This window comes from Boseongicola sp., from assembly GCF_057460485.1.
On sequence record NZ_JBVCWP010000027.1, the window covers coordinates 1 to 25,123 of the forward strand.

The 25,123-nt window shown below is 56.3% G+C and carries 28 protein-coding genes and 1 other RNA gene; 15 read left to right on the forward strand and 14 right to left on the reverse strand.

The window, feature by feature from the left end:
• Positions 1-224: 224 nt before the first annotated feature.
• Positions 225-1,724: a CoA-acylating methylmalonate-semialdehyde dehydrogenase gene (locus AC221Y_RS05805; RefSeq protein WP_486706942.1), complete on the reverse strand. Its 1,500-nt coding sequence runs from the start codon at positions 1,722-1,724 to the stop codon at positions 225-227.
• A gap of 193 nt (positions 1,725-1,917) precedes the next feature.
• On the opposite strand from AC221Y_RS05805, the gene AC221Y_RS05810 reads away from it, so the two are divergent.
• Both AC221Y_RS05810 and coaD read left to right on the forward strand, forming a co-directional pair.
• Positions 1,918-2,352: a CBS domain-containing protein gene (locus tag AC221Y_RS05810; protein WP_486706943.1), complete on the forward strand. Its 435-nt coding sequence runs from the start codon at positions 1,918-1,920 to the stop codon at positions 2,350-2,352.
• Positions 2,353-2,430: 78 nt separating this feature from the next.
• Complete coding sequence (coaD, locus tag AC221Y_RS05815) at positions 2,431-2,934, forward strand: pantetheine-phosphate adenylyltransferase (RefSeq protein WP_299757266.1); 504 nt, start codon at positions 2,431-2,433, stop codon at positions 2,932-2,934.
• A 7-nt stretch (positions 2,935-2,941) separates the two neighbouring features.
• Here coaD and AC221Y_RS05820 read toward each other — a convergent pair whose 3' ends face one another.
• From AC221Y_RS05820 to AC221Y_RS05830, 3 genes are all read right to left on the reverse strand, one after another.
• Entirely contained in the window at positions 2,942-3,094 is a 153-nt protein-coding gene (locus AC221Y_RS05820; RefSeq protein ID WP_299757263.1) for a hypothetical protein, read from the reverse strand.
• 184 nt (positions 3,095-3,278) lie between these two features.
• Positions 3,279-3,440, reverse strand: coding sequence for a hypothetical protein (locus AC221Y_RS05825; protein ID WP_486706944.1), 162 nt, complete (start codon positions 3,438-3,440; stop codon positions 3,279-3,281).
• A gap of 129 nt (positions 3,441-3,569) precedes the next feature.
• Complete coding sequence (locus tag AC221Y_RS05830; protein ID WP_299757259.1) at positions 3,570-3,884, reverse strand: DUF1476 domain-containing protein; 315 nt, start codon at positions 3,882-3,884, stop codon at positions 3,570-3,572.
• A 163-nt stretch (positions 3,885-4,047) separates the two neighbouring features.
• Here AC221Y_RS05830 and purC point away from each other — a divergent pair, with 163 nt between their 5' ends.
• The 7 genes from purC to AC221Y_RS05865 all read left to right on the forward strand — a co-directional run bounded on the left by purC (position 4,048) and on the right by AC221Y_RS05865 (position 13,213).
• Positions 4,048-4,809 (forward strand): phosphoribosylaminoimidazolesuccinocarboxamide synthase, encoded by a 762-nt coding sequence (purC, locus tag AC221Y_RS05835; RefSeq protein WP_299757256.1) that lies wholly within the window; start codon positions 4,048-4,050, stop codon positions 4,807-4,809.
• Between the two features lie 131 nt (positions 4,810-4,940).
• Positions 4,941-5,180 carry a phosphoribosylformylglycinamidine synthase subunit PurS gene (gene purS / locus AC221Y_RS05840; RefSeq protein WP_299757254.1) on the forward strand — a complete coding sequence of 80 codons (240 nt, stop codon included), beginning with the start codon at positions 4,941-4,943 and terminating at the stop codon, positions 5,178-5,180.
• Positions 5,180-6,217, forward strand: a complete 1,038-nt coding sequence (locus AC221Y_RS05845) for a zinc-binding dehydrogenase (RefSeq protein ID WP_486706945.1) — start codon at positions 5,180-5,182, stop codon at positions 6,215-6,217. The genes purS and AC221Y_RS05845 overlap by 1 nt, the downstream gene beginning before the upstream one ends.
• Positions 6,218-6,227: 10 nt before the next feature.
• Positions 6,228-6,896 carry a phosphoribosylformylglycinamidine synthase subunit PurQ gene (purQ, locus tag AC221Y_RS05850; protein WP_486706946.1) on the forward strand — a complete coding sequence of 223 codons (669 nt, stop codon included), beginning with the start codon at positions 6,228-6,230 and terminating at the stop codon, positions 6,894-6,896.
• Positions 6,897-6,927: 31 nt separating this feature from the next.
• Entirely contained in the window at positions 6,928-8,688 is a 1,761-nt protein-coding gene (locus AC221Y_RS05855; protein ID WP_486706947.1) for a sensor histidine kinase, read from the forward strand.
• 16 nt (positions 8,689-8,704) lie between these two features.
• The gene (locus AC221Y_RS05860) at positions 8,705-10,036 is read left to right on the forward strand and encodes a sigma-54-dependent transcriptional regulator (RefSeq protein ID WP_299757247.1); all 1,332 of its coding nucleotides are present in this window, start codon (positions 8,705-8,707) and stop codon (positions 10,034-10,036) included.
• A 507-nt stretch (positions 10,037-10,543) separates the two neighbouring features.
• Positions 10,544-13,213 (forward strand): Rne/Rng family ribonuclease, encoded by a 2,670-nt coding sequence (locus AC221Y_RS05865; RefSeq protein ID WP_486706948.1) that lies wholly within the window; start codon positions 10,544-10,546, stop codon positions 13,211-13,213.
• Between the two features lie 4 nt (positions 13,214-13,217).
• Here AC221Y_RS05865 and AC221Y_RS05870 read toward each other — a convergent pair whose 3' ends face one another.
• Positions 13,218-13,445: a sulfurtransferase TusA family protein gene (locus tag AC221Y_RS05870; RefSeq protein WP_299757242.1), complete on the reverse strand. Its 228-nt coding sequence runs from the start codon at positions 13,443-13,445 to the stop codon at positions 13,218-13,220.
• A gap of 109 nt (positions 13,446-13,554) precedes the next feature.
• On the opposite strand from AC221Y_RS05870, the gene AC221Y_RS05875 reads away from it, so the two are divergent.
• From AC221Y_RS05875 to AC221Y_RS05885, 3 genes are all read left to right on the forward strand, one after another.
• A complete protein-coding gene (locus AC221Y_RS05875; protein WP_299757240.1) occupies positions 13,555-14,310 on the forward strand; it encodes a cytochrome c biogenesis CcdA family protein in 756 nt (251 codons plus the stop codon).
• 104 nt (positions 14,311-14,414) lie between these two features.
• Positions 14,415-15,701 carry a hypothetical protein gene (locus tag AC221Y_RS05880; RefSeq protein ID WP_486706955.1) on the forward strand — a complete coding sequence of 429 codons (1,287 nt, stop codon included), beginning with the start codon at positions 14,415-14,417 and terminating at the stop codon, positions 15,699-15,701.
• A gap of 240 nt (positions 15,702-15,941) precedes the next feature.
• Complete coding sequence (locus AC221Y_RS05885; protein WP_486706956.1) at positions 15,942-16,124, forward strand: cytochrome P450; 183 nt, start codon at positions 15,942-15,944, stop codon at positions 16,122-16,124.
• Between the two features lie 106 nt (positions 16,125-16,230).
• On the opposite strand, the gene AC221Y_RS05890 is transcribed toward AC221Y_RS05885, so the two are convergent.
• From AC221Y_RS05890 to AC221Y_RS05930, 9 genes are all read right to left on the reverse strand, one after another.
• Entirely contained in the window at positions 16,231-16,449 is a 219-nt protein-coding gene (locus AC221Y_RS05890; RefSeq protein ID WP_486706949.1) for a ribbon-helix-helix domain-containing protein, read from the reverse strand.
• On the reverse strand, positions 16,446-16,619 hold the full coding sequence (locus AC221Y_RS05895) for a DUF4169 family protein (protein WP_299754191.1): 174 nt from the start codon (positions 16,617-16,619) through the stop codon (positions 16,446-16,448). Before AC221Y_RS05895 ends, AC221Y_RS05890 begins: the two co-directional genes overlap by 4 nt.
• Complete coding sequence (gene fumC, locus AC221Y_RS05900) at positions 16,616-18,010, reverse strand: class II fumarate hydratase (protein ID WP_299754193.1); 1,395 nt, start codon at positions 18,008-18,010, stop codon at positions 16,616-16,618. The genes AC221Y_RS05895 and fumC overlap by 4 nt, the downstream gene beginning before the upstream one ends.
• 90 nt (positions 18,011-18,100) lie before the next feature.
• Positions 18,101-18,682, reverse strand: coding sequence for a hypothetical protein (locus AC221Y_RS05905; protein ID WP_486706950.1), 582 nt, complete (start codon positions 18,680-18,682; stop codon positions 18,101-18,103).
• 84 nt (positions 18,683-18,766) lie between these two features.
• Positions 18,767-19,231, reverse strand: coding sequence for an SspB family protein (locus tag AC221Y_RS05910; protein WP_299753186.1), 465 nt, complete (start codon positions 19,229-19,231; stop codon positions 18,767-18,769).
• A 76-nt stretch (positions 19,232-19,307) separates the two neighbouring features.
• Complete coding sequence (chrA, locus tag AC221Y_RS05915) at positions 19,308-20,558, reverse strand: chromate efflux transporter (RefSeq protein WP_486706951.1); 1,251 nt, start codon at positions 20,556-20,558, stop codon at positions 19,308-19,310.
• Positions 20,558-21,358, reverse strand: coding sequence for a chromate resistance protein ChrB domain-containing protein (locus tag AC221Y_RS05920; protein ID WP_486706952.1), 801 nt, complete (start codon positions 21,356-21,358; stop codon positions 20,558-20,560). The genes chrA and AC221Y_RS05920 overlap by 1 nt, the downstream gene beginning before the upstream one ends.
• Before the next feature lie 166 nt (positions 21,359-21,524).
• Positions 21,525-21,878: a transfer-messenger RNA gene (ssrA, locus tag AC221Y_RS05925) on the reverse strand.
• Positions 21,879-21,943: 65 nt separating this feature from the next.
• Positions 21,944-22,294 (reverse strand): DUF4345 family protein, encoded by a 351-nt coding sequence (locus AC221Y_RS05930; RefSeq protein ID WP_299753180.1) that lies wholly within the window; start codon positions 22,292-22,294, stop codon positions 21,944-21,946.
• A 338-nt stretch (positions 22,295-22,632) separates the two neighbouring features.
• Here AC221Y_RS05930 and acuI point away from each other — a divergent pair, with 338 nt between their 5' ends.
• The 3 genes from acuI to AC221Y_RS05945 form a co-directional block, all read left to right on the forward strand.
• Positions 22,633-23,619 (forward strand): acryloyl-CoA reductase, encoded by a 987-nt coding sequence (gene acuI, locus AC221Y_RS05935; protein WP_486706953.1) that lies wholly within the window; start codon positions 22,633-22,635, stop codon positions 23,617-23,619.
• 281 nt (positions 23,620-23,900) lie between these two features.
• Positions 23,901-24,152, forward strand: a complete 252-nt coding sequence (locus tag AC221Y_RS05940; RefSeq protein WP_299753176.1) for a hypothetical protein — start codon at positions 23,901-23,903, stop codon at positions 24,150-24,152.
• A gap of 736 nt (positions 24,153-24,888) precedes the next feature.
• On the forward strand, positions 24,889-25,123 hold a 235-nt coding region (locus tag AC221Y_RS05945; RefSeq protein WP_486706954.1), incomplete at its 3' end, for an ACP S-malonyltransferase.

Below are 25,123 nucleotides of genomic sequence, written 5' to 3' on the forward strand. Positions count from 1 at the left end.
AAACAAAACGTAGCAGTGGCGAACGTCTGCACGAACGCAATATCGACGCTATGCCGACGTCATACCGACATTCGGACATGCGAATAATATTTCAAAATCGAAAGGGTAGAGCGATGCCCTGCCGACAGCCTGGATTTCGGACTGCACGTCACCGCAAAGCTCTACGAACAAAAAAAGCGGACCCGACAGGCCCGCTTTCATGAGCCTTCAAAAAACGCCGCGCTTTAGTCCATCTGTTTAAAGTTGAACTCGCCGCCCTCCTTGATCCCGGAAGGCCAGCGCGCCGTCACCGTTTTTGTGCGGGTATAGAATTTGAACGCATCAGTGCCGTGCTGGTTCAGATCGCCAAAGCCCGACTTCTTCCAGCCCCCAAACGAGTGATAGGCCAAAGGCACAGGGATCGGCACATTAATACCGACCATGCCGATATTGATCCGGCTCGCAAAGTCGCGTGCGGTGTCGCCATCGCGGGTATAGATCGCAGTGCCGTTTCCATACTCGTGGTCCATCGCAAGGCCGATCGCCTCTTCGTAAGACTGCGCGCGCACCGTAGACAGCACGGGGCCAAATATCTCTTTCTTGTAGATATCCATGTCCTTCGTGACCCGGTCAAACAAATGAGGACCAACAAAAAATCCGTCCTCATACCCCTGCAGTTTGAAGTTGCGGCCATCGACCACCAGTTCGGCACCCTGATCAATTCCGGTTTCGACCAGTCGCTGAATATTCGCCTTCGCGGCGGCTGTCACAACCGGCCCGTAGTCCACGTCATTGCCTGCCGTATAAGGGCCAACCTTCAGCTTTTCGATACGTGGAACCAGTTTTTCGATCAAACGATCCGCTGTTTCGTCGCCCACTGGCACGGCTACCGAGATTGCCATGCAGCGTTCGCCCGCAGCGCCGTACCCGGCGCCAACCAAAGCATCCGCTGCCTGATCCATGTCCGCGTCTGGCATGATGATCATGTGGTTCTTCGCACCGCCAAAACACTGTACCCGTTTGCCGTTTGCGCAGCCTTTGGCATAGATGTATTGCGCAATCGGGGTGGAGCCGACAAAGCCAACGGCCTGAACCGTCTCGTTGTCTAGGATCGCATCGACCGCTTCTTTGTCGCCGTTGATGACCTGCAACACGCCATCGGGGAGCCCGGCTTCTGTCAGCAATTCCGCCAGCATCAAACATACCGAAGGATCACGTTCGGATGGCTTTAGGATGAAGGCATTCCCGCAGGAAAGCGCCGGGCCCATTTTCCAAAGCGGGATCATTGCCGGGAAGTTAAACGGCGTAATCCCTGCGACAACACCCAAAGCCTGCTTCATCGAATACATATCGATGCCAGGACCCGCGCTGTCGGTAAACTCCCCCTTAAGAAGGTGTGGTGCACCAATGCAGAACTCGATCACTTCAAGTCCGCGCTGCACATCGCCCTTCGCATCGGGAATAGTCTTGCCATGCTCGCGGCTTAGTGCTTCGGCCAGTTTTTCCATGTCGCGGTTTATGAGCCGTACAAATTCCATCATCACCCGAGCGCGCCGCTGAGGGTTCGTCGCTCCCCAGGCAACTTGAGCCACTGCCGCCCGTGCGATAGCCGCGTCAACTTCGGCGGTAGAAGCCAAAGGCACCTTCGCCTGAACTTCACCTGTCGCGGGGTTAAAGACGTCCGCAAACCGACCCGAGCCGCCCGCAACATGTGCGCCGTCGATAAAATGTGTAAGCTCTTGCAAGAAACTTCTCCCCTTTTGATTTTGAGGCAACCTAAACTCCTCAGCGCAGGCGAAACAGAGGGAAAGCACACATGATCCTGAAAAATTCCGGACTTTTGCAGGGAAGGTCCCTGTTTCGGATGCGCGCCAGACTTGACAGGGGGCAGCGCCGGTGTGACGCTGCTCAAAGCGGTGTGAAGCCCGGGAGGAAAAAATGCTGGTAAGCCAAATACTTGCAATGAAAGGCGGAGGTGACGTTGTTACTATCCCGTCCAACACCACAATTCAGGACACCGCGCGATTACTCTCCGAGAAGAGGATCGGCGCAATTGTGGTTTCTTCGGATGGTGAAAGAGCCGAAGGCATTATCTCGGAACGTGACATTGTCCGCGAACTTGGCCGTCGTGGTCCAAGCTGCCTGTCGGAAACGGTTGACGACATGATGACCCGCGAGCTGGTCAGCGCCATCGGAAACGAGACCACCGATCAGGTCCTTCAGAAAATGAGCGACGGCCGTTTTCGCCACATGCCAGTTTTGGACGGAGAACGCATGGTAGGGCTGATCTCAATCGGCGATGTGGTCAAAGCGCGACTGTCCGAACTGGCCATGGAAAAAGACGCGCTTGAGGGTATGATCAAGGGATTCTGATCTGCAACTTATTGATCTGGTGATATTTTCATGCCACTCAGTGCGATAGACAAATCCTGAAGAGGCGCGGAAATACACATGCGGATCGGACTTTATCCCGGAACCTTTGATCCGGTCACCCTAGGGCATCTCGACATAATCCGTCGGGCGACGCATCTGGTGGATCGCCTTGTCATAGGTGTTGCCATCAACCGCGATAAGGGCCCGATGTTCTCGCTTGATGAGCGGGTCGCAATGATCGAGGCCGAGTGCAAATCCATCGCAGAAGAGAGCGGCATCGAGATATTCGCGCATCCTTTCGAGAACCTGTTGATCGATTGCGCCAGCGACGTCGGGGCCGGTGTGATCATCCGAGGTCTGCGCGCGGTTGCGGACTTCGAGTATGAATTTCAGATGGTCGGTATGAACCGCGTACTTGATTCCAGTATCGAAACTGTCTTCCTCATGGCCGAAGCCAAACACCAGGCTATCGCGTCCAAATTGGTCAAAGAAATCGCTCGGCTGGACGGGGACGTGTCAAATTTTGTGACGCCCTCGGTCCGCGACGCGCTTGTTTCGCGAGTGCAGCAAAACAAGCGCTAGGTCGCGTTTATTCGCCATAAACTGCGCGCGCAGCCAGCGCGTGAGCGTCGCCTTTGTAGATGCCAAGATCGAGCGCCACATCAACCGGAAGGCTGCTTATTTCACGAACCGTGCGGTTGTAGAGGCGTCGTTTGTTGATGGTGTTGAGAAGCATGTTCATTTTCAATTTCCAAATGTGATTTGTTTTCCGTTGAAATGTATATGGGTCGAAGCCATGGCGGAAACAACGGACGAGTTTTAATATCGGCCTTGCGTGAGCTGCATAGGTTAAAGCTCTGTTTTAAAAGAAAAGGGCAGGCCGAAGCCTGCCCATTAAATTAGATAAGTTACGCTTTTGCGCATTATCAGCCATAGACGGCCCGTCGCGCGATCCGTGGGATATCACCTTGATAGATGTCCAGATCGAGACGTGTATTCAATGTGGTCGACTGCAGCGCCGACACTGTTTTGGAGTAACGTGCGCGCTTTTCAGCGCGGTCACACAGGGTTCCAAAAAGCGAAGTCATGTTTGATCTCCTTTATGACAGGGTTAGGCTCACACTGCATAACTGGCACAAAGTTAGCGCTAAACAAGCGTAAATGCTGCAGAGCAGCATTGCGCGGTTTGCATAGCAGAATGAGGCCGAACTTGGACGCTATTTGTCTTCCATCAACTGGGCTTTTGCGACGCCCATCATTTCAGTCATCTTTGCGCGTATCTCGGCCTCGGTCGCCAGATCGCCAAGATCGCCAGACACCTTGCGATAGACGTCTTCGTCGCCGGCTTCCTCGAAATCGGCTTTGATCACTTCTTTGGCGTAATCCGCAGCCGCATCGTCTGCTTTGCCCATCAGCTCAGCCGCCCAAAGCCCCAACAGCTTGTTGCGGCGCGCTTCGGCTTTGAACTGCATCTCGGCGTCATGGGCATATTTATTTTCGAAAGCGTTCTCGCGATCGTTGAAAGTGCTCATAGGATAACTCTCCGTGTCGGATTAAAAGTTGCTGTTCATGATATGCCTGTGGACGAGGGCCGCGACAAGAGGTGCCGCGCTTGCCGCAAGGTCGCATCTGCCCTATAGCGACGCGAAAGAGCGGGGCAATTGCCCCGCGATACACGAGTTTGGGAATTCAGACATGGCACGTCGCAAGAAGGTCTATGAAGGCAAGGCCAAGATCCTCTATGAAGGCCCCGAGCCGGGGACTTTAGTCCAGTATTTCAAGGACGATGCGACGGCGTTCAATGCGCAAAAGAAAGACGTCATCGACGGTAAAGGTGTGCTGAACAACCGCCTGTCCGAGTTCTTCATGAAGGGCCTGACGCAGATCGGTGTGCCGACTCACTTCATTAAGCGCCTCAATATGCGCGAGCAGTTGATCCGCTCGGTCGAGATTATCCCGCTTGAAATTATCGTGCGCAACTACGCGGCAGGGACGATGTCTCAGCGGCTTGGTTTGGAAGAAGGCACGCAACTGCCCCGTCCCATCATCGAGTTTTGCCTGAAAGACGACGCCCTGGGCGATCCGCTTGTGTCGGAAGAGCATATTCTAGCCTTCGGATGGGCAGGTCAGCAGGACCTGGATGATATGATCGCGCTGGCGTTGCGGGTGAACGACTTCATGTCTGGCTGCATGTTCGCGGTCGGGATCAAGCTGGTGGATTTCAAGATCGAGATTGGCCGGGTTTGGGAAGGTGACTTCCAACGTTTGATTATTGCCGATGAAATCAGCCCAGATAGCTGTCGTCTGTGGGATATGGAAACGGGTCGGAAGCTTGATAAGGACGTATTCCGTCGGGATCTCGGTGATCTTGCGGATGCTTACACCGAAGTGGCGCGCCGTCTTGGTGTGTTGCCGACGAACGTGACCCACACCACAAAGCCAACATTGATCAACTAAGTGCGTCGCCCATTCAGGGCGCCCCACATTTTGCAGGTCTTTGTGAAGTTCTAACGCCTCGGCGTTGGACAATTCGTTGCGAATCCGCAATAGAACAGTCAGATTAATTTTTGCGCTTCTTGGGGGTCGAGATGAAGGCACGTGTCCACATTATGCTGAAGAATGGCGTGTTGGATCCGCAAGGCGAAGCTATCCGCCATGCGCTTGGCACTCTGGGCTTTGATGGCGTCCACGGTGTGCGGCAGGGCAAGGTGATCGAAATTGATCTTGCGTCTAGCGACGCGGCCTCCGCGGAAGCTGAGGTTGGTAAAATGTGCGAAACACTTCTCGCCAACACCGTGATCGAAAGCTACGAGGTCGAGATTCTCTGATGCGCGCGGCGATCCTTAGAGCATACAACGAGGATTTGTCGATCGAAGACGTGGCCGTGCCCGATTGCCCGGCCGACGGCGTTGTCCTGAAAGTCTTGTCCTGCGGCATATGCCGGTCCGATTGGCACGGCTGGGTGGGCGAACATCCCCGCGTGAAGCCGGGACAAATCGGTGGTCACGAATACTGCGGTGAAGTTGTCGAGGCCGGTTTTCAGGCGACCTACGCGGTAGGGGACCGTTTGATCGCGCCCTTCATTCTTGCCTGCGGAACCTGCCTGAATTGCCGCTCTGGCGCGTCAAATACCTGCGTCGATCAGCGCCTTCCGGGCTTTGTCGAGCCGGGCGCGTTTGCCGAATACGTGGCCGTGCCGCGCGACCATAATCTTGCACGCTTGCCCGAGGGCATGTCGCCTGCACTGGCGGCGGCTCTTGGATGTCGTGTCACGACGGCATGGCACGCTTTGACCGACCGCGCGGCATTACAGCCCGGCGAATGGCTGGCCGTGCATGGCACCGGCGGCGTCGGACTTGCGGCAATGCTTTTGGGCAAAGCGATCGGCGCGCGCGTGATTGTCACCGATATCGTGCCCGAGAAACTGATCCACGCGAAAGCGCTTGGTGCGGAACATGGCGTGGACGCCAGCGACGGCGAAAGTGCTGCGCGCATTCGCGATCTGACCGACGGCGGCGCTCATGTATCGGTTGAAGCTCTGGGGTTTCCGGCAACCGTCGCCGCATCGCTGGCCTGCTTGCGCCCCCTCGGGCGGCATGTGCAGGTTGGAATGCCAGTTGGACACCATGCGGTGCAGCCGATCAACCTTAACGCAGTCTACATGGGCAACCTCGCGGTCTACGGCACGCGCGGCATGCCTGCTTGGAAATACGCATCGCTTCTGTCGCTGATTGAAAGCGGCGCGGTGGACCTGTCGCCGATCATTGCGCGCGAGGTCAGCCTTTCGCAGACGGGTCGCGAGCTTGCTGCCTTCAACGGGCCGATGCCGCCCGGCGTGGCCGTGATTACCGATTTTCTGACCTAAGGGGTGCGATATGAAAGCCGCTGTTCTTGTCTTTCCGGGGTCCAACTGTGATCGCGATCTGGCCGTCGCGGTTCGCAACGCAGGGTGCTGTGTTGAGAGGGTCTGGCACAAAGACACGACGCTGCCGGATGATGTTGATATCGTCGGTATTCCGGGCGGTTTCTCGTTTGGCGACTACCTGCGGTGCGGAGCGATCGCCGCACGCTCCCCTATTGTCGGTGCATTGAAATCCCACGTCGAACGTGGGGGATACGCGCTTGGGATTTGCAATGGCTTTCAGGTGTTGGTTGAAACCGGCCTCCTACCGGGTGCATTGATCCGCAATGCCGGGCTGAAATTCATCTGCAAGCCTGTCGATCTGACCGTCGAGACCACCGTCAGCGACTTCACGAGCGGCTATACCAAGGGGCAATCGGTGACTTATCCCGTGGCGCATCATGACGGCAACTACATTGCTGGACCGGACACGCTTGCCGCCTTGACTGGAGAAGATAGGGTCGCGTTTCGCTACGGCGGCAATGTCAACGGATCGGCCGATAATATAGCAGGAATCCTGTCAGAAAACCGCCGCGTTCTGGGGCTTATGCCGCATCCGGAGAGGGCTGCAGATCCCGCCCTGGGCGGTGCAGATGGTGCGGATTTGTTCCGTTCATTGGCAATTGCGGCTGTCACGGCTTGAGCGGAGAGGCCCGACGCCTTAGATTCCCCCCATGAGCGACGCTCGGCGTAAACGCGCGACAAAATTTGCCGGTTCTTCCTGGCCGGTACGGGCGATGATGATTTTCGTCATCTCAGCCGCCGTTGCTGTTGTGTGGGTCACCAACCAGCTTTTGACCGAACGCTTCACTGAAAGTACCCGCAGCCGCGCTGAAGTCCGGCTCGCACTTTATTCGGGCAATATTCTCAGCGAATTGCAACGTAACCAGATCGTGCCGCAACTTTTGGCGCGTGACCCATCTTTGGTAGGAGCCCTGAATTCCAACGATTTTTCACAGTCTTCCCAGCGCCTTATCTCCTATCGCGATGAAATCGACGCTGCAGGCCTGATCCTGATCGACGGAGGCGGGCGTGCGGTTGCGGTCACGGATCGCCAGAAGCTTGGTTCGCAACATCGCTCGGAGCCCTATTTTGTAGAGGCTCTGCGTTCTGATGAGACGGTTTTCACCACGAACGTCACGGACAACGGCACGCGGTTGTTTTCCTATTCGCGCAAACTTGAAAATCTTGGCGAGACCATTGGCGTCATAGTCGTCGAATTGAACCTGCAACAGTTTGAAACCGCTTGGGCCGGGTTCACGGACGCCGTTGTTGTGACTGACAGCGAGGGTCAGATACTGCTTTCGACCGAGGGGCGTTGGCGCGGTCTGAGCGAAACTGAAGCGCTTGAATTGCGCTCGGCTCCCACCGCTATCCAGCGGGCGGTGCGCGCCACGTCTGATTGGTCCGTGCTTTCGATTGATGCATATGTCGAGGGCCAGCCGGTTATGCGACAAGAGGCGCGGGTCGGCTTTCAAGGTTGGCGGATGGCCAGCTTCACCACCTATGCGGGCGTGCGCGAGCGGGTAAATGCGTTCATTGCGCTTGAGATTATGATGTTTGCGATCATCCTTGCGGTGGGATTTTACTTTGCCAGCCGCAAAGCCACATCGCGGCTGGTGATCTTTCAGCGCGAGTCGGCGGAGCTTCGCCAGTTGAACGCCGCGCTGCAGCGAGAAATCGCTGAGCGCGAAAAGGCCGAACGCAACCTTGAAGTGGCCGAGCAAACCATTCAGCAATCATCGAAACTGGCGATTCTTGGCGAGATGTCTGCGGCCGTGAGCCACGAGTTGAACCAGCCCCTTGCGGCGATGAAAACCTACCTCGCCGGGGCCAAGTTATTGTTGCAGCGCCGCCGCCCGGATGAGGCCTTGTCCTCGTTCCAGCGGATTGATGATTTGATCGAGCGTATGGGGTCGATTACGCGGCAGTTGAAATCCTACGCGCGCAAGGGCGGCGATGCCTTTGAAACCATTGATGTAAGGGATTCTGTATCCAGTGCGCTCTCGATGATGGAGCCGCAGCTGCGGCAGCGTAAAATGGCGATCACCTCGTCTTTGCCACGCGACCCGGTCTATGTCGATGCCGACCGTATTCGTCTGGAGCAGGTGCTGATAAACCTATTGCGCAATGCGCTGGACGCCACCAAAGGCGTGACCGATCCCGAGGTTATTTTGCTTCTGTCTGTTTCCGACGAAGTGCTGATCACCGTGCGTGACAACGGCGTCGGAATTGATGACCTCGAAAGCCTGTTCGAGCCGTTTTACACAACCAAGGCCCCAGGCGACGGGGTGGGGCTGGGGCTTGCTATTTCATCGGGGATAGTCAACGACCTTGGAGGCCGGATGACGGCGAAAAACGGCCAAAGCGGGGGCGCACTGTTTGAAATCAGTCTACCGCTTGCCGATATGGCAGCTGGTAAGGCTGCAGAATAAACGTGAGGACGCATTGATGGCAAAGGCCATGAAAATCGCGATTGTCGACGATGAACAGGACATGCGGCAGTCGATCAGCCAATGGCTGGCGTTGTCGGGGTTCGACACCGAAACTTTCCCCAGTGCGGAAGACGCACTGAAGAGCCTTGGCTCCGAGTACCCGGGCGTTGTGGTCAGCGATATCAAGATGCCGGGCATGGACGGCATGGCCTTCTTGAAACGTCTGATGGGCGTGGATTCCGCGCTGCCGGTCATCATGATTACTGGGCACGGCGATGTGCCGATGGCGGTCGAGGCGATGCGTGTTGGCGCGTTTGATTTCCTTGAAAAGCCGTTCAACCCCGACAAGATGACCGAACTGGCCAAGAAGGCGACCAACGCGCGCCGGCTGACGCTTGATAACAGGGCATTGCGCCGCGAGTTGTCGGATGGGTCTGGTATCATCAAAAAGCTCGTCGGGGCGTCTCCGGTGATGGAGCGTTTGCGCGAGGATATTCTCGATCTGGGGCAAGCGGATGGCCATGTCCTTATCGACGGCGAGACCGGCACCGGCAAAACCCTGGTGGCGCATGCACTTCATGCCGTGGGCGCAAAGGCGGGCCGGAAATTCGTGCTGTTTTCCTGCGCGGCGCACGAGGAAGACGCCCTTGCCGCGCGGCTTTTTGGACCGAACGATACCGACGAACGGCTGCCCTTGCTGGAAGAGGCGCGTGGTGGCACGCTTGTTCTGGAAGATATCGAGACGCTTCCCGAGAAGCTTCAAGCGCGTCTTCTTACATGGATGAATGAGCAAGGCACGCCAGCGGAAACGCGGATCGTTGCAATCAGTAACCTTCAGGAGGCCGGACGCACCTGCGAGGACGCGCTGCGTCCCGATCTCTATTACCGCCTCGCCGCGATGAAGATCACGCTGCCGCCCCTGCGTCAGCGCGGCGAAGATATGTTGTTGTTGTTCCAACGCTTTTCAGAGCAGTTCGCGGAAGAATATGGCTGCGACGCGCCGGAGGTCAGTGCGCAAGAGGCGGCGCAACTTCTGCAAGCGCCGTGGCCCGGAAACATTCGCCAGCTTTTGAACATCGCCGAACGCGCGGTTTTGCAGTCGCGGCGCGGTTCGGGCACGATTGCGTCGTTGTTGATGGCCGACAGCGACGAGACCGACATGAATGTGACCACAGAAGGCAAACCACTGAAGGAATACGTGGAAGCCTTTGAGCGGATGCTGATCGACAACACCATGCGTCGTCACCGGGGCGCGATTGTGAATGTCATGGACGAACTTTGCCTGCCGCGTCGGACATTGAACGAGAAAATGGCGAAATACGGGCTTCAGCGTTCAGAGTATCTTTAAGAAAGCCGCTTGGGCGGCGCCGCCGGGCAGGGGGCTTTTGCCCCCGCCCGATGCAAGTTCTCCAAAGTATTTGCAAAAAGCGCGACACTGGTGCAGCGCCAGCGTGAAATCGTCGAACTTCGGGATTGTATTTTATCCCCAACCCCCTTTATGTTGAGTGTGCAACAAGATCGGGCCATGCGCCCCAAAGTGTTGTTAAAAAATTTTCGCTGTTCCAGACGTTTAGCTCGAGTGTTTTGAGCAGTCTGGCCTGGCAACTCGGCCTTAGGGCCGCAAAACCGAATTGCCCGAGACGCGATTTTGCAGCGCCGGGCTCATAACGGGCGCCATTATAAGGCGCCGGAGAAGAAACGCGATGACGCGTGCGAGGGCATTAAAGAGCATGTCCCCGACCCGGAAAGGTCGGGCCCCATTGTCTACGCCGCGTCCAGTCGCCATCAACAGTCGTATTGCAATCAGCTCCTCCCTTCTCAGGCGGGGGGCTGTGCGCGTGCGCGGAAAGTCAACATGTCAAAGAAAATGCTTATCGATGCCACCCACGCGGAAGAGACCCGTGTTGTGGTGGTCGACGGAAACAAGGTCGAGGAATTTGATTTTGAGTCCGAAAACAAACGGCAGCTTGCCGGGAATATTTACCTCGCAAAGATAACGCGGGTCGAGCCTTCGCTTCAGGCCGCGTTTGTGGACTATGGCGGCAATCGCCACGGTTTCCTCGCGTTCTCGGAAATTCACCCTGACTATTACCAGATCCCGGTCGCGGATCGCGAAGCGCTTCTGGCCGAAGAGATGGCCTTTGCTGAAGCCGAAGCGGCCGAGGAAGAAAAGCCAAGAAAACGCCGCTCGCGCGGTGGGCGATCCCGCTCAAAGGCCGCCGAGGTCGAGAATAACGACGAAACCATTACCGCGGAAGTCGCTGACGAAATTACCGATGCCGAGGCCCCCGCTTTGACCGAAGGTGTCGGAGACGCGCCGGCTGTGAGCGATGATGCACCCAAGGCTATTTCTGGTATGGATGTAGTCGATCTTGATGGTGAGGCGGATGACGCGGCACCGATCGTCGATGATCAAGGCGACGACGACACGCCCTATTCGGCGATGGATAACGCGGCAGAAACCGACGAAACGATCGAATCTGTTGCTGATGACGACACCCAGGAAGACATTCGCCCACCTCGAAGATCGCGTCCGCGGCGTTACAAAATTCAAGAAGTTATCAAAGTCCGTCAGATACTTCTGGTCCAGGTCGTTAAAGAAGAGCGCGGCAACAAAGGCGCGGCCCTTACAACTTACCTGAGCCTTGCCGGGCGCTATTGTGTGCTTATGCCGAACACGGCGCGCGGTGGCGGCATCTCTCGCAAGATCACCCAAGTCGCGGACCGCAAGAAGCTGAAGGAAATCGCGGCTGAGATCGACGTGCCCAAGGGCGCCGGCCTGATCATCCGAACGGCAGGGTCCAAGCGAACCAAGACCGAAATCAAGCGGGACTACGAATATCTTCAGCGTATGTGGGAGCAAATTCGCGAATTGACGCTGAAGTCGATCGCGCCTGCTCAGATTTACGAAGAAGGCAATCTGATCAAGCGGTCGATCCGTGATTTGTACAGCCGCGAGATTGACGAGGTTCTGGTCGAGGGCGAGTTTGGCTACCGCACAGCCAAAGACTTTATGAAGATGATCATGCCGAGCCACGCAAAAAACGTGAAGCTTTACACCGATGGAATGCCGCTGTTTGCGCGCTTTCAGGTGGAAAGCTACCTTTCGGGCATGTTCAACCCGACTGTGCAACTAAGGTCGGGCGGTTATATCGTGATCGATGTGACCGAAGCTTTGGTGGCCATCGATGTAAACTCGGGCAAAGCGACCAAAGAGAATTCAATCGAAGACACTGCGCTGAAAACCAACCTTGAGGCGGCCGAAGAAGTGGCGCGTCAGTTGCGTCTGCGCGACCTTGCCGGTCTGATTGTGATCGACTTCATCGACATGGAAGAGCGCCGCAACAACGCATCCGTCGAAAAGCGTTTCAAGGATAGGCTTAAGACAGATCGCGCCCGCATTCAGGTCGGTCGCATTTCGGGCTTTGGCCTTCTCGAGATGTCGCGCCAGCGTTTGCGTCCGGGCATGCTTGAAGCCTCGACCCAGCCGTGTCGGGCATGTCATGGCACCGGTCTGATCCGGTCGGACGACAGTCTTGGCCTGAATATTTTGCGTCAGCTTGAAGAAGAAGGCGTGCGCAAACGGTCGCGCGAGGCTTTGGTCAAGGCGCCGGTTTCGATTATCAATTTCCTGATGAACAACAAACGCGAGCATATTGCGCAAATCGAAGCGCGTTACGGCATGGCGGTACGGTTGGAAGCCGATCCGTTCCTGATTTCGCCTGACTTCACCATCGAGAAATTCAAGACGGCGACTCGGGTGATTGATACTTCTGCACCGGTTGTGTCGGTTGATCCGGCTTTGATGGCCGAGATCGAGGAAGATCTGGCTTCGGAGGCGGCCGAGACAGTGGAAGAAACAGATGTGGTCGACGCGGCACCACGGTCCGAGGAAGATAACGAAGATCGGCCGAAAAAGCGCCGCCGTCGTCGTCGTCGTCGTCGCGGTGGCGGAGGCGGTCGCGAGGATGATGAGGCACAAAATACCGAGAACGGCGCGCCAGAAGCTAGCGAGGCTGTCAGCGAGACGGCTAGCGAAACCGCGGGCGACGCGCCGTCGGAACTTGCTGAAGCACTGGTGGCTGACGCCGAGGCCGAGACCCCGAAAAAGCCACGTCGGTCACGGTCACGACGCAAGACAGAAGCGCCAGTCGAAGAGCAAGCTAACGATGATGCGGCCCCTACGGAAAGCGTGGAAGCAGTTCCTGATGTGGTTGAAAACGCCCCAGAAGTAGCCGAGGCTGTGGCTGAGAAGGAAGCTCCAAAGCCCAAGCGCAAACGTGCGCCACGCAAGAAAAAAGTCGAAGAGGCAGTTAACGAAGCGCCGGTCGAGGCCGCAGCAGCGCCAGAAGTGATGGCGGCTGAGCCGCTAATGCCAGAGGCACCAGCGGCAGTTGCGACACCAGGACCAACTCCAGAGCCCGAACCACAGCCCGAGCCAGTGATGGTCGCGGACGTACCGGCGCCTGAAGAAACGCCTGCCAAGCCACGCAAGCGTGGATGGTGGTCAGCGGGTCGGTCGTAGCGGCTTATTTACGCTTGATAAGATAGACCTGAACGCCACCGTCATCGGTGGCGTTCAGCATTTCATGACCTTGTTCGGCGCAAAAATGTGGGACGTCGACAATGGCTGCCGGATCATCCGCGCGCATTTCCAAAACTTGTCCCGATGCCATCTCGCGCAGCCGCTTGGCCGCCTTCAAAACGGGCAGGGGACATAAAAGCCCGGTCGCATCAAGGGTGTCATCAGTTGCCATGGCACGATCGCTAAGCGGGATGTTACAGTTTGTCCACTTAGATTTGAGCGCTTGTGTCGTGACGCCGACTTAAAGACCGCATAGGTGTCGTCAAGTGAAGGGAACGTAAATGTTCGGTTTTGACCTCTTTGACGCCTCGCTTTTGCCGGCGATGACGATTTCGCTGATGGCGGGAGTTTTGTCCTTCCTGAGCCCATGCGTCCTGCCGATAGTGCCGCCCTATCTGGCCTATATGGGCGGGATATCGGTCACCGAAATGCAGGGTGGCGAAAAAGCTGCGCGGCGGCGCACGATGGTGTCTGCTGTTTTCTTTGTCATGGGTCTTTCGACGGTCTTCATGATCCTTGGGTTCACGGCGTCGGTATTCGGGCGTTTTTTCCTGACAAATCAGGATTGGTTCGTTCTTGCAGCCGGGCTTGTGATCATGATTTTTGGCGCGCATTTTCTTGGGATTTACCGGATCGCTTTCATGGACAGAGAAATGCGGGTGGACGCGGGTGATCGGGGTGGCTCGGCCTTTGGCGCTTATGTGCTTGGCCTTGCTTTCGCGTTTGGCTGGACTCCGTGCATCGGGCCCATTCTTGGGGCGATTCTGTCCATTGCAGCGTCCGAGGCGGATGTGGTGCGCGGCACGACATTGCTTGCGGCCTATGCGGCCGGGCTTGGAATACCGTTCCTGCTGGTCGCGGCCTTTTTCCCTCGGATGACCGGTCTGATGGCTTGGATGCGCCAACATATGGAGCGGATCGAGCGGATCATGGGGCTGTTATTGTGGACTGTGGGGCTGTTGATGCTCACGGGAAGCTTTACTGATTTCGCCTGGTGGCTGAACGAGCAATTCCCTGTTTTGCAGACATTCGGTTGAGAACCGAGCAATTGTTTCCGGGAGCTTGACCGGGGCTTGTTTTTTTGCACTGCGTTCTACCGAATGGTTTCTCCCGTCTGAGTGCATGGGGTAGTCTCTTGACCATGCTGCCGCGTCGAAAATCACAGGTGTCCCGCCGCCGGGTATTTTACATCCCTGGCTATGACCCCAATCCGCCGCGGCGCTACCGCGAGCTATACCGTAGCGAGGGTCGCAAGCAGGCTGAGGTCTCAGGGTATGAGATTGACCAGAAATGCGAAGCCCGCGAGACGGGCTGGCGTGTGCGCGCAAAGATCGATGGGGTCAGCACGGTCAGCAAGGTGGATGTTCTTGTCTGGCACGACCTTCTGCGCGGTTCGATGAGCGCCGGCATTACGGGGACCTATCTGGCGTTGTTACGGACATGCTGGCTCTATCTGACGACCGGCACGTTTCGCAGGCTTGGCTGGCTGGCGAAGGGCCCGGTTATTGCTGCGCTATACCCGGTGGTTATTCTATTGGCGCAATTGTCGGTGGCTCTCTTAGGCGCAAGTCTTCTGGCCAGTGGCGCGGTCTGGGCGACCTATGAAGTCGGAGCCGCACTGGGGTCGTATCTGGGTCAACAGCAGGGCGTCAGTGGGTGGCTCTGGACGCTTGTCGGTGCCGGCGTCTTTTGGGCGCTGTTCCTACCGCTGACGCTTGGTGTCCTTCGGTGGTTCAAATCGAAAGACGACAGAACCTATGCCTATTACCTTATGCAGGGCTATGCCTATTCGGCCTCCAAGCGCGGTGTTTATCCAGATGAGATCGAAGCGCGACTGCACGAGTTCCGCCATCGGATTGAAGCAGCCCTACGCGAAGATATTGATGAAGTTTTGATCGTTGGGCACAGTTCGGGCGCGCAAATGGCGGTGTCGATTGTCGCCGATATCGTGCGCTTAAAGTGTTTGTCCGAGACTGGCCCGGCGCTGTCTTTGCTGACGCTTGGGCAAGTCATTCCGATGACGAGCTTCCTTCCGGAAGCCAAACGCATTCGCCGCGATTTGCGCCTTCTGGCAACGGCGCAAGAAATCACCTGGGTCGATGTGTCGGACCCGTCCGATAGATGCTGTTTTGCGCTCACGGATCCGGTTTCAGTCTCGGGCGTGTCGCCGGGCAACAGTCAGCAATGGCCTTTGATTTTGTCGGCGGCCTTCAGCGAGGCGCTGTCGCCTGAGTGGTTGGCAAGTTTAAAGTGGCGGTTCTTTCGCTTACATTTTCAATATATCTTCGCATTCGATCGCCCAGGTGACTTTGATTATTTCAAGATCACTGCAGGCCCTGAAACGCTTGGTGCGCGGTTCCGTGGGAGGCGCACATCCCCAAGCCGGATCGATGTGGTCGCCTCGTGCTTTACCTCCACCTTGACATGATCCCGCCAAAGTCGGCGGCACGCGCGGATCGCGTTTCTTTGCGGCGCGATTGGCGTTTGTTTCGCCAGGAGATACTGTCGGTGCAGCCCGAACGTTGTGCCCCACGCGCATGGGTGACTTTCGCACACCTTTTCTCCGTTCGTTTATGATCAACGAGCCTGAACTCATAAAGCTTGTGCTGAAGAAACGTCCAAAGAACCTTCCGAAATCGCCCAGTGCAGCGCGGGCAGTCAGGCCGTCATTTCCCCTTGGCATCTTCATAGGAGTGATCGGTTTTGGGCGACCCTGGACGCGTTCGATGCAGACCGATGGGAAACAGATGCGTGGCGACAGTCATCGCGCGAAGCCTATCTGCCGTTTTCAAGCGGTGCCTGGGTCTGTCCGGGGGGGGATTTGCAATGGCGGAAGCCGCGGTGTTGCTGACGGCGGCACTGCGTCAGTTTAGGTTTGCGCCGCTCGCCACTCCGGTTCCGGTTTCGCATCTTACAGTGCGTTCGCGCGATGGAACTACTCTAGAGGTTTGTCCGCGTTAGCACGTTCGATAGTGATCGAGAACAAACAATCGAATGGCTGAAGCGAGCCCGCAATCTGTGCCCCGCGCTTCATCAATCTCAGCCGCCAGATCGTTGATCGGACGGCCGTTTTGCGAAGCAATGTCGCGAAACGCCGACCAAAACGCGTCCTCAAGGGATACCGAAGTGCGGTGCCCGCGCAGCGTCAGAGATCGTTTGATCGGCCGCACGTTCATGGCTCTTTTTTATTGGCCTCATGACGTTTCATTGCGAGCGCCGCCTTTTTCGCTTCGGCCAGCTTGTCAGCCTTTGAGCGCCCATATTTCATGGCGTTTCCATCGGCGTCAGCCTTGCGGGCATTCTTCAGTTTCTCTTTGCGCGCCCGGTTTAGATTGGCAGTGTTCATGATTTTGGTCCGATCATTTTTTCTGGACGAACAACGTTGTCGAATGTTGCCTCGTCGACAAAGCCAAGCGCAATGGCTTCCTGTTTCAGGGTCGTCCCGTTTTTGTGCGCGGTCTTCGCGACGGTGGTCGCGTTGTCATAACCAATTGTGGGGGCAAGTGCGGTGACAAGCATGAGGCTTTCGCGCATCAACTGGTCGATGCGCGTCTCATTGGCGCGGATGCCTGCAACGCAATTATCGGTGAAAGCATTGGATGCATCGCCCAGAAGCTGCATAGATTGCAGGACATTATAGGCCATCATGGGTTTGTACACGTTCAACTCGAAATGGCCCTGACTTCCGGCAAACCCGACAGCAGCGTCGTTGCCGATGATATGGGCGCAGACTTGGGTCATCGCTTCGCACTGGGTTGGGTTTACCTTGCCGGGCATGATCGAAGAGCCAGGCTCATTTTCGGGTAAAAGCAGCTCATAAAGGCCGCAACGAGGTCCCGAGCCGAGAAGCCGAATATCGTTGGCGATCTTGAATAGACTGGCGGCGGCGGTTTTGAGCGCGCCCGACATGGCAACCATTGCGTCATGCGCGGCAAGGGCTTCGAATTTGTTGGGGGCTGTCACGAAGGGCAGGCCCGTGATGCGCGCCATGTTTGCCGCGACCTCTTCGCCCCAACCGGGACGCGTGTTGAGGCCTGTGCCAACCGCCGTGCCACCTTGGGCCAACTCGTAGATGTCAGCCAGCGAGGCCTCTACGCGTTCAATCGATTTCGCGACCTGATGGGTGTAGCCCGAGAACTCTTGTGCGAGCGTCATCGGCGTTGCATCCATCGTGTGCGTGCGGCCGATTTTGATGATGCCGTCAAATTCTTTGACCTTGGCCTCAAGGGCTGCGTGGAGATGTCTCAGGCCCGGAAGCGTCACATCGCGCGCGGTCATGGCGGTGGAGATATGCATGGCGGTCGGGAAGGTGTCGTTCGATGACTGACCCATATTGCAATGGTCGTTCGGGTGCACCGGGTCTTTTGAGCCGATGACGCCGCCCATCATTTCAATCGCACGGTTCGCGATGACCTCGTTTGCATTCATGTTTGATTGAGTACCGGAACCAGTTTGCCACACAACAAGAGGGAAGTGGTCGTCCAGTTTGCCGTTTACCACTTCCGATGCGGCTGCGATGATGGCGTCTGCTTTGTCACTGTCCAGCACGCCGGCAGCTTTGTTCGCTTCGGCGCATGCTTGCTTGACTACGCCGAGGGCGCGCACGATTGCGACGGGCTGTTTTTCCCAGCCGATAGGGAAGTTGATCAGGCTGCGTTGCGTCTGGGCGCCCCAGTATTTGTCGGTGGGGACCTCAAGCGGGCCGAAGCTGTCGGTTTCGGTTCGGGTGGTGGTCATGGCTCAAGCTCTCCTCACGTCTTGCGCGGAAAGCTATAGGCAAGCGCGGCCACATGCGCAATCGCAGGGGACCAAGTTACGCAGAGGATTTCAGGCGAGACGGCGGGCGCGCGCAGTTGCGAGGACCGCGTGGGTTTCAAATGCTTCGCTTAAACGGTCCTGCATAGAGCGCACGTTTTCACCGTAGAAATAGAAGACCGTTTTGTCTGCACGACGGATCCAGCCGCGATTGATGGCGAGACCTTTCATCGCCTCGCTGCAGGTCATGGCAAGGTCGCGTCGGGCCTGAGCGTCCGGCGCAAGAGTGCTGTCTACCGAGATTTCCAGACCTTCTGCCACACCAAAAAGGACAGGATCACCGCCTTCAGCGCGTCGCAAGGACGAGCCATAGGGCGCGTGGAGATAGTCGAGCATGTTGGCCACGCTTTCGAGACCTTCGCGCGAAGCGTTGCGCAGCCCCAAATAGAGCGTCACACCGCAGATATCGTCGGGGCCTGCCTCGTGGACGCGGACTTTGGTAAGGGTTCCCATGGCAGTCGCTGCAAGTTGGCGATTGAGCGGTTCGCCGAAGACTTTAGATGCATCGCGGTGGCCCATCCGAACCGGAAGGCGGGCTTCTGCAAGGGTGACTTCGATTGTTGTTGGCTTGAGCTTGAGATCGCGAAAAAACATAGAGGCCTCCCCGGGGTTAATGCACGGAGATTGGCTGCCAATCATGGCGTCAGACCGAAGAAATTGCGGCGAAAATACGGCGGACTATTTCCGGAAACTGTCGAGGCTGACGATTTCGGCGGCCCCTTCGGCGTCTTTTGTTTCCGGATCGGGATCAGTTTCTGTCCCTGGGCTTTCTTTTGCGTCGTCGTCCTCATCCTGCGCTTCGAATCTGAGGCCAAATTCGACCGAAGGGTCTACGAAAGTGCGGATCGCATCGTAAGGGATGTAGAGCGGCTCAGGCGAATCGCCGAAATTCAGCGTGATCGAAAAGCCTTCGTTGGTGACGTCTAGATTGTCGAACCAGTGCTGCATGACAACCGTCATTTCGTCGGGATAGCGATCACTGAGCCAATCCGCTATCTCGACGTCCGGGTGCATCGTGTCAAAGGTAATGAAAAAGTGGTGCTGGCCAGGCAGGCCATGCTCGGAGACATCATTTAGCACGTTCTGAATAAGCCCACGCATCGCGCGGTGCATCAGGTTGCCGTAATCGATGATGCGCGTCATGCCGTCTCCTTGCATTCTGACGACAGCATAAAAGATTCGGACCCGATGAAAAGGTGTTGTTCGCGATTTGATACCGTCAAAAAACGAGACCGGCACAAAGGCCCAAGAGCGCGCCTGAAATCAACGTGCGTCCAAGGCCTTCATGGAACACAAAAAGCATAAACGCTCCGATGATCCCAATAGCTGCGGCGACAAGATCAATGGACGACGGATCCGGGGCGATGACGGAAATCGGCCCAAAACGTGCGGTGTCGATGGTTTGAAACACCACATGTGCTGCGAACCAAAGCGACAGGTTCAAAATCACGCCGACAACGCATGCGGTGATCGCAGATAGCGCGCCTGCGAGACGTTTGTTTGCCGTGAGACGACCTACAAAAGGGGCGCCCGCAAAAATCCATAGAAAGCACGGCACGAAAGTGACCCAAAGCGTGATGACCCCTGCTATGAACGCCTGTCCAAGGCCAAACTGTTGATACGCTGCTTGAAAGGCAACGAACTGAGTGACCAGGATAAGCGGGCCGGGTGTTGTTTCGGCGAGGCCCAGGCCATCCATCATCTGATCGGTCGAAATCCAGCCGAATTCCGAGACAACGGTTTGCGTCATATAGGCGAGAACGGCATATGCCCCGCCAAATGTTACAATGGCCAGTTTTGAGAAAAACAGGGCGACGTCGGTCAGGAACTGAGCATCGAAGGCGAAAAGGATCATAAAAGGCACCGCCCAGAGAGCCAGCCAGATCGCTATGGTTTTTGCGGTCTTGGAGGGAATATGCGATTGGCTTTCAGCGGCTTGTGCCTGCTTCGCGGTCACGAAGCCCCAGAGTGCCGCGATTGCCAAGATCAGAGGGAACGGCAGCTGAAAGGCGAAGATTGCAACGAAGGCGAGGCCTGCGATTATCCAGTGGTCAACTTGTTTCAGGGCGCGTTTGGAGACTTTGAAAAGAGCTTCCAGCACGATGGCCACGACAGTGGCCTGCACGCCAAGAAACGCCGCGTCGACCAACGGCACATTGCCGAATATCGCGTAGATGGTTGCAAGCGCGAACATGACTGCAGCGCCCGGAAGGATAAACAAAAGACCTGCGATCAATCCGCCTGGAACACCGCACAGTCGCCAGCCCGAGTAGGTTGCAAGTTGCATTGCTTCAGGTCCCGGTAAAAGCATGCAAAACGACAGCGCGCCGAGAAAGTCCTTTTCGGAGAGCCAGCGGTTGTCGTCCACCAACTCGCGATGCATCAACGCAATCTGCGCTGCGGGACCTCCGAAAGAATAGATGCCGATTCGACCGAAGACGCGAAACAGCTGTCTGTAGTCTGGCTGCATCAGCGGCGTTCCTGGGGCCAGGCATGACCTTCGTTTTGCCCGTCACGTGCCCAGCGACAAAGCGCGTCATAGATCGCCATTCCAGCCTCTTTCTGCTGTTGATCGTCTTGGTATTGACGCGAAAGGCCGGCGGACAGCGCGAGCAACCCCGCGGCCTCCGGCGCGTCGTTGTGACGGTTTGTATCTGTGGCGCGTACGATGCGCGCCAACCGATCCAGGGCGGATAAATGAAGATGAAACCTATCGAGCATCGCGTCAAATGTGCTGCCTTGCCCGTGATGCGAGAATGCGACGCCTTCGATATCAAATGGGGTGGGTCCATAACGCTCGGCGCCTCCCATGACTTCGACGGCCGAGACAAAGAGAAACTGGGTTTTGCGATCGACAAATCGACGAATGAGCCAAGGGCAGGCTATTCGGTCGATCTTTGGGCGATGTCGCGTCAGCCATAGAGTGGCCTTATCGACGAAAGCGGGAATGGCACTTGCAGGAATGCGAATTGTATCGATCGCGTCACGCCAGGCATAGTTTCCTCCCTGAAGGTACGGGGCGACGATGCCGTCGCCGCGCACCCACGCGACAAGTCTCTGGCATAGCTTGATCGCTTGCTGACAGGTGATGATGCGGTCCCCGCCATTTATTAGGGCTTTGAGCCCGTCCACATCTGTGTGTGGATGGCGAAAAGCTCCGGGGATCAGGTGTGGGTCGTGATCAATGGATATATCTACAATGAGCGGACAGTCCCGAGTTCGGATCGGTCGCCTCAGTTGCGTAACGGTGAATTCGGTTGGGGAAGGCACGGTGCATCCTCTCTAACGAGTAGTGGATGCGACGCTTGGGCTTACGCCTCACGGGGCGTTCGCGAACCCCATGGAGAAACCTAAACTTAAGAGGATGGGGAAGGCAAGGGAGCGATATTTTTTTGTACAGGCTTTTGATGCCAAGTGCCTTCGGAAATTGGGGAAAGGTGCCGGATTCTGTTGCCAGGCTCCGGCAGGCCCCGCCTTAAGCTGCTAAGCCCAAGGACTTAATTTTCAATAGTTCAAGCTGCTTACGCAGCCATCGCCATTGGAGCTTTGTTGTCATTTGCAACTAGCTTTAATGGACCGATATCGGTGGTACCTCACCGAGACAAAGCAAAACCCCTTTAGACGTCCGTCGATCCTATTTCGTCCCCATGATCCCCAAATGAAGGATGTTTGGTGGAGACGCCGGGTACCGCCCCCGGGTCCGAACCGCTTATTACGAGCGCGTTTATGTCCATAGTCCCGTTGCCGGGACACTACTGATATAGGGAGTCTGGTGAGGTTTTGGAAGGGCGCGTTTCAAACGCCTGTTCAAATGACTTCAATGCAAAGACCAGATATTCTGGCACGGCCACCAGATCAGAGGTTGATCCCAAGAAGCGTAGCAGCCACTGCCGCTTCGATCACAAAGAATGTGGTCTTCTGGCGAGCCGCGTCTCCGTCGACAATAAGCGATGTAAGGCGCCCTATTGCTGCCCCACCCCAAGCGAAGCCAACCATTGCGAAGGCGAACGGCGTGTTCAACACAATTGCGCCAAGGCCAAGTCCGATAAAGAGCGCGCCTGAGGCTGCGCGGATTTCGGACAGACCCATGGTTGACTTGGTGGGTGCCATATCGAGAAGTTTCATGGTGTAGCGAGGCATGAGCCAGCCAATTGCCCCTAGACCAACACCGAAGAGCGCGAGCAAGATGTTGACGATGTCGATCATGTGTAAGCCTGCCGTTTCACTTGAGTGTCTGATAATATTTACGCTAAGCGGTCTCGATTGGATCATGCCGATTTCCGCATGTTACAAAAGAAATTGACTACTTTCTCCTAAAGCAATGGTTTTTAATGATTTTTGCCAAGGTAAGCTCTAAGGACTGTCCAGAAAAACTTGCGGGGGCATTGGGTTTGGCGTGTGCTGCATGCGGTGGACATAAGTCTGAACTGGCCGCGCCATAAGATATGGCGCATATGGCATAGGGAATGCATAGTCTGCGCAGGATGCCACTGCCTTTCGTTGTTTGGCATCAACCGCTTGCAAAATATGAAAAGGACGCCGCGATGAGAGCGCTGATTGTTGAGAAAGATGATGAAGGCAAGACCTCGGCGTCTGTCCAAGAGATCGACGAGGCGCGTTTACCTGACGGCGAAGTGACCGTTGCGGTTGAGTACTCGACCGTTAATTATAAGGACGGTTTATGCATTGGGCCCGGCGGTGGGCTGGTGAGAAATTATCCGCATGTGCCGGGCGTTGATTTTGCCGGGACTGTCGAGGCGTCTGACGATCCGCGCTATGCAGCGGGCGACAAAGTTGTGTTGACGGGCTGGCGCGTGGGCGAGGCGTATTGGGGCGGATATGCCGAAAAAGCACGCGTGAAAGCGGACTGGCTTGTGCCTTTGCCGACAGGCTTGACGACGCGGGCTTCGATGGCAGTTGGCACTGCCGGGTTTACGGCGATGCTTGCGGTGATGGCGCTTGAAGATCACGGAATGAAGCCGGGCGACGGTGAGGTTTTGGTGACCGGCGCGTCCGGTGGCGTGGGGTCTGTGGCGACGGCGATCCTGGCCAATCTGGGCTATGAGGTTGCGGGCGTGACGGGGCGTCCCGAGACCGCTGACTATCTGAAAAGCCTTGGCGCAACCCGCATTGTGGCGCGTGAAGAGCTGAGCGAGACCGTGAAAAGACCCTTGGAAGCAGAGGTTTGGGCTGGTTGCGTTGACGCTGTTGGTGGTGCGATGCTGGCGCGGGTTCTGGGACAGATGAAATATGGTGCTTCGGTTTCTGCCGTGGGTCTTTCGGGCGGTGCTGGTTTACCTGCGACGGTTATTCCTTTCCTTCTTCGCGGTGTGAACCTTTTGGGGATCGACAGCGTGATGCAGCCTTTCGAGAATCGCGTGCGGGCCTGGGAGCGGGTTGCGAAGGACCTGCCGATGGACAAGCTGGAAGCGATGATCCAGCCTGCGACGCTTGAGGACTTGCCGAAACTGGGGGCGGATATTCTGAAAGGTCAGGTCAAGGGCCGGGTCGTGGTGGATGTGAATGCCTGAGAAAGTTTAACGCAGCGCGCGCCCGAGAGGGCGTTGCGCGCAACGCCTTCAAAGATAAACGCCGTTTTTTTCATTGAGGATGGGGTGGAAAACCCAACGTCGGTATCGCGTTGGTGCCTGCGCGTAAAACCACCGCCAATTCTGCGTATTTTGGACCGCGCGGTAAAGAAGGGTAAGATGTTTAGCGTCGATATAGGCGTTCTAATGCACGCAGTTACGGCGCAAGTTAAAAGTTAAAACACGCGCCGAAACGTTATTGGCCCGTCTGCAGCGCATTTACCATGCAGATCGGATCGTTGCGTTGGGCGTTTAAGTGGCGCAGATTTGATGCCCGTAAAGACACCAACGAAGTCAATTATCTCTCCATCAATATTGGCTGTCCCTTCATTGGAGCCAGAAGAGAGACTTGTATCGGTGCCAAGGAACACGCCGTCAACAGCATCATCGGTGGTTTCATTGAGCGTTGCGCTGATATTCTAGGTCGACACGCCGCCGGTGATTCCATTGTCCGAAATGCGACCGTTGGTGATTAAACACAGAGCAACCTCTGAGAAATGAAGTTCGCCCGTCACGTTGAGGGTGTCGAAGTTAACGGTCAAATAAGTGTCGCCGGTATCGCTTCCGGTAATTATGCCGTCGGACAGGAACACTTTGCGGAGGTTATGGCGCCGTAGAAAAAGAGGTTTTCTGTGGGCATATCTGCAATCGCTGTTTCGAAGCCGAGGAAGCCGGCGTAGTCCTTTGAAATAAAATCATTAGCAGACACTAATGTGAGTGCCGGGGAGACAATGGTGGCGTCGGCAAAAGCGTTGGACCGAAGAAATCGCCCGGTTCATCTTCTATTACAATTTCATTTACGCCATTGATCATGACCTCGAGTTCGGTTTTTCTTATGAAACGTACCGCGCCCGTTTTGCGTTCAAGCGTACTGGTATCGAAGTTGGCCGCTGCATAGCGGATCGGAAATGTTTTGCCGACTTAGTTGGCCAGGGAAATGATCTCCTTGCTTGCAATAACTGGGACTATCTATGCGCCGCTGCTGCCACCACAGGCGGTGAGTGCGAAAGCGGAACGGCGCCGCGTTGCTTTGGTTGTTGAGTTGAAAATCATGTTTCCCCGGAAAAATGCTAAATGTACCTGTTAACGCCTGGGTGGGTTGTCGTTTTGCGAAACGATTTTGTCCGGGGTTTCACGCGGGATGAGCCATGTACGCGGCTTGCACGTGATCCTTGTGGCCCTTAGACCAAAGAAAACAGGAAGGGGACCTTCATGAGCTTGGCATTTGTATTTCCGGGACAGGGTGCGCAAACCATTGGGATGGGGCGCGATCTGGCAGAGGCTTACCCGGCAGCTCGCGCGGTTTTCGATGAAGTTGACGAAGCGTTAGGCGAGAATTTGTCGACGCTGATCTGGGAAGGGGAACAGGAGGCTTTGACCCTGACGCAAAACGCGCAACCTGCGTTGATGGCGACCTCGATTGCCGCTTTGCGGGCCTTGGAGGCCG

Excerpts from the sequence above, each read along its gene's own strand:
- purQ (WP_486706946.1), top strand. The coding sequence starts at position 6,228 with ATGAAAGCCGCTGTTCTTGTCTTTCCGGGGTCCAACTGTGATCGCGAT.
- AC221Y_RS05855 (WP_486706947.1), top strand. The coding sequence starts at position 6,928 with ATGAGCGACGCTCGGCGTAAACGCGCGACAAAATTTGCCGGTTCTTCC.
- purS (WP_299757254.1), top strand. The coding sequence starts at position 4,941 with ATGAAGGCACGTGTCCACATTATGCTGAAGAATGGCGTGTTGGATCCG.
- AC221Y_RS05910 (WP_299753186.1), bottom strand. The coding sequence starts at position 19,231 with ATGACGCGCATCATCGATTACGGCAACCTGATGCACCGCGCGATGCGT.
- AC221Y_RS05940 (WP_299753176.1), top strand. The coding sequence starts at position 23,901 with ATGCAGATCGGATCGTTGCGTTGGGCGTTTAAGTGGCGCAGATTTGAT.
- AC221Y_RS05830 (WP_299757259.1), bottom strand. The coding sequence starts at position 3,884 with ATGAGCACTTTCAACGATCGCGAGAACGCTTTCGAAAATAAATATGCC.
- AC221Y_RS05825 (WP_486706944.1), bottom strand. The coding sequence starts at position 3,440 with ATGACTTCGCTTTTTGGAACCCTGTGTGACCGCGCTGAAAAGCGCGCA.
- purC (WP_299757256.1), top strand. The coding sequence starts at position 4,048 with ATGGCACGTCGCAAGAAGGTCTATGAAGGCAAGGCCAAGATCCTCTAT.
- AC221Y_RS05890 (WP_486706949.1), bottom strand. The coding sequence starts at position 16,449 with ATGAACGTGCGGCCGATCAAACGATCTCTGACGCTGCGCGGGCACCGC.
- AC221Y_RS05930 (WP_299753180.1), bottom strand. The coding sequence starts at position 22,294 with ATGATCGACATCGTCAACATCTTGCTCGCGCTCTTCGGTGTTGGTCTA.
- AC221Y_RS05875 (WP_299757240.1), top strand. The coding sequence starts at position 13,555 with ATGTTCGGTTTTGACCTCTTTGACGCCTCGCTTTTGCCGGCGATGACG.
- fumC (WP_299754193.1), bottom strand. The coding sequence starts at position 18,010 with ATGACCACCACCCGAACCGAAACCGACAGCTTCGGCCCGCTTGAGGTC.
- AC221Y_RS05810 (WP_486706943.1), top strand. The coding sequence starts at position 1,918 with ATGCTGGTAAGCCAAATACTTGCAATGAAAGGCGGAGGTGACGTTGTT.
- chrA (WP_486706951.1), bottom strand. The coding sequence starts at position 20,558 with ATGCAGCCAGACTACAGACAGCTGTTTCGCGTCTTCGGTCGAATCGGC.
- AC221Y_RS05820 (WP_299757263.1), bottom strand. The coding sequence starts at position 3,094 with ATGAACATGCTTCTCAACACCATCAACAAACGACGCCTCTACAACCGC.
- AC221Y_RS05880 (WP_486706955.1), top strand. The coding sequence starts at position 14,415 with ATGCTGCCGCGTCGAAAATCACAGGTGTCCCGCCGCCGGGTATTTTAC.
- AC221Y_RS05905 (WP_486706950.1), bottom strand. The coding sequence starts at position 18,682 with ATGTTTTTTCGCGATCTCAAGCTCAAGCCAACAACAATCGAAGTCACC.
- AC221Y_RS05865 (WP_486706948.1), top strand. The coding sequence starts at position 10,544 with ATGTCAAAGAAAATGCTTATCGATGCCACCCACGCGGAAGAGACCCGT.
- AC221Y_RS05870 (WP_299757242.1), bottom strand. The coding sequence starts at position 13,445 with ATGGCAACTGATGACACCCTTGATGCGACCGGGCTTTTATGTCCCCTG.
- AC221Y_RS05845 (WP_486706945.1), top strand. The coding sequence starts at position 5,180 with ATGCGCGCGGCGATCCTTAGAGCATACAACGAGGATTTGTCGATCGAA.
- AC221Y_RS05895 (WP_299754191.1), bottom strand. The coding sequence starts at position 16,619 with ATGAACACTGCCAATCTAAACCGGGCGCGCAAAGAGAAACTGAAGAAT.
- AC221Y_RS05860 (WP_299757247.1), top strand. The coding sequence starts at position 8,705 with ATGGCAAAGGCCATGAAAATCGCGATTGTCGACGATGAACAGGACATG.
- acuI (WP_486706953.1), top strand. The coding sequence starts at position 22,633 with ATGAGAGCGCTGATTGTTGAGAAAGATGATGAAGGCAAGACCTCGGCG.
- coaD (WP_299757266.1), top strand. The coding sequence starts at position 2,431 with ATGCGGATCGGACTTTATCCCGGAACCTTTGATCCGGTCACCCTAGGG.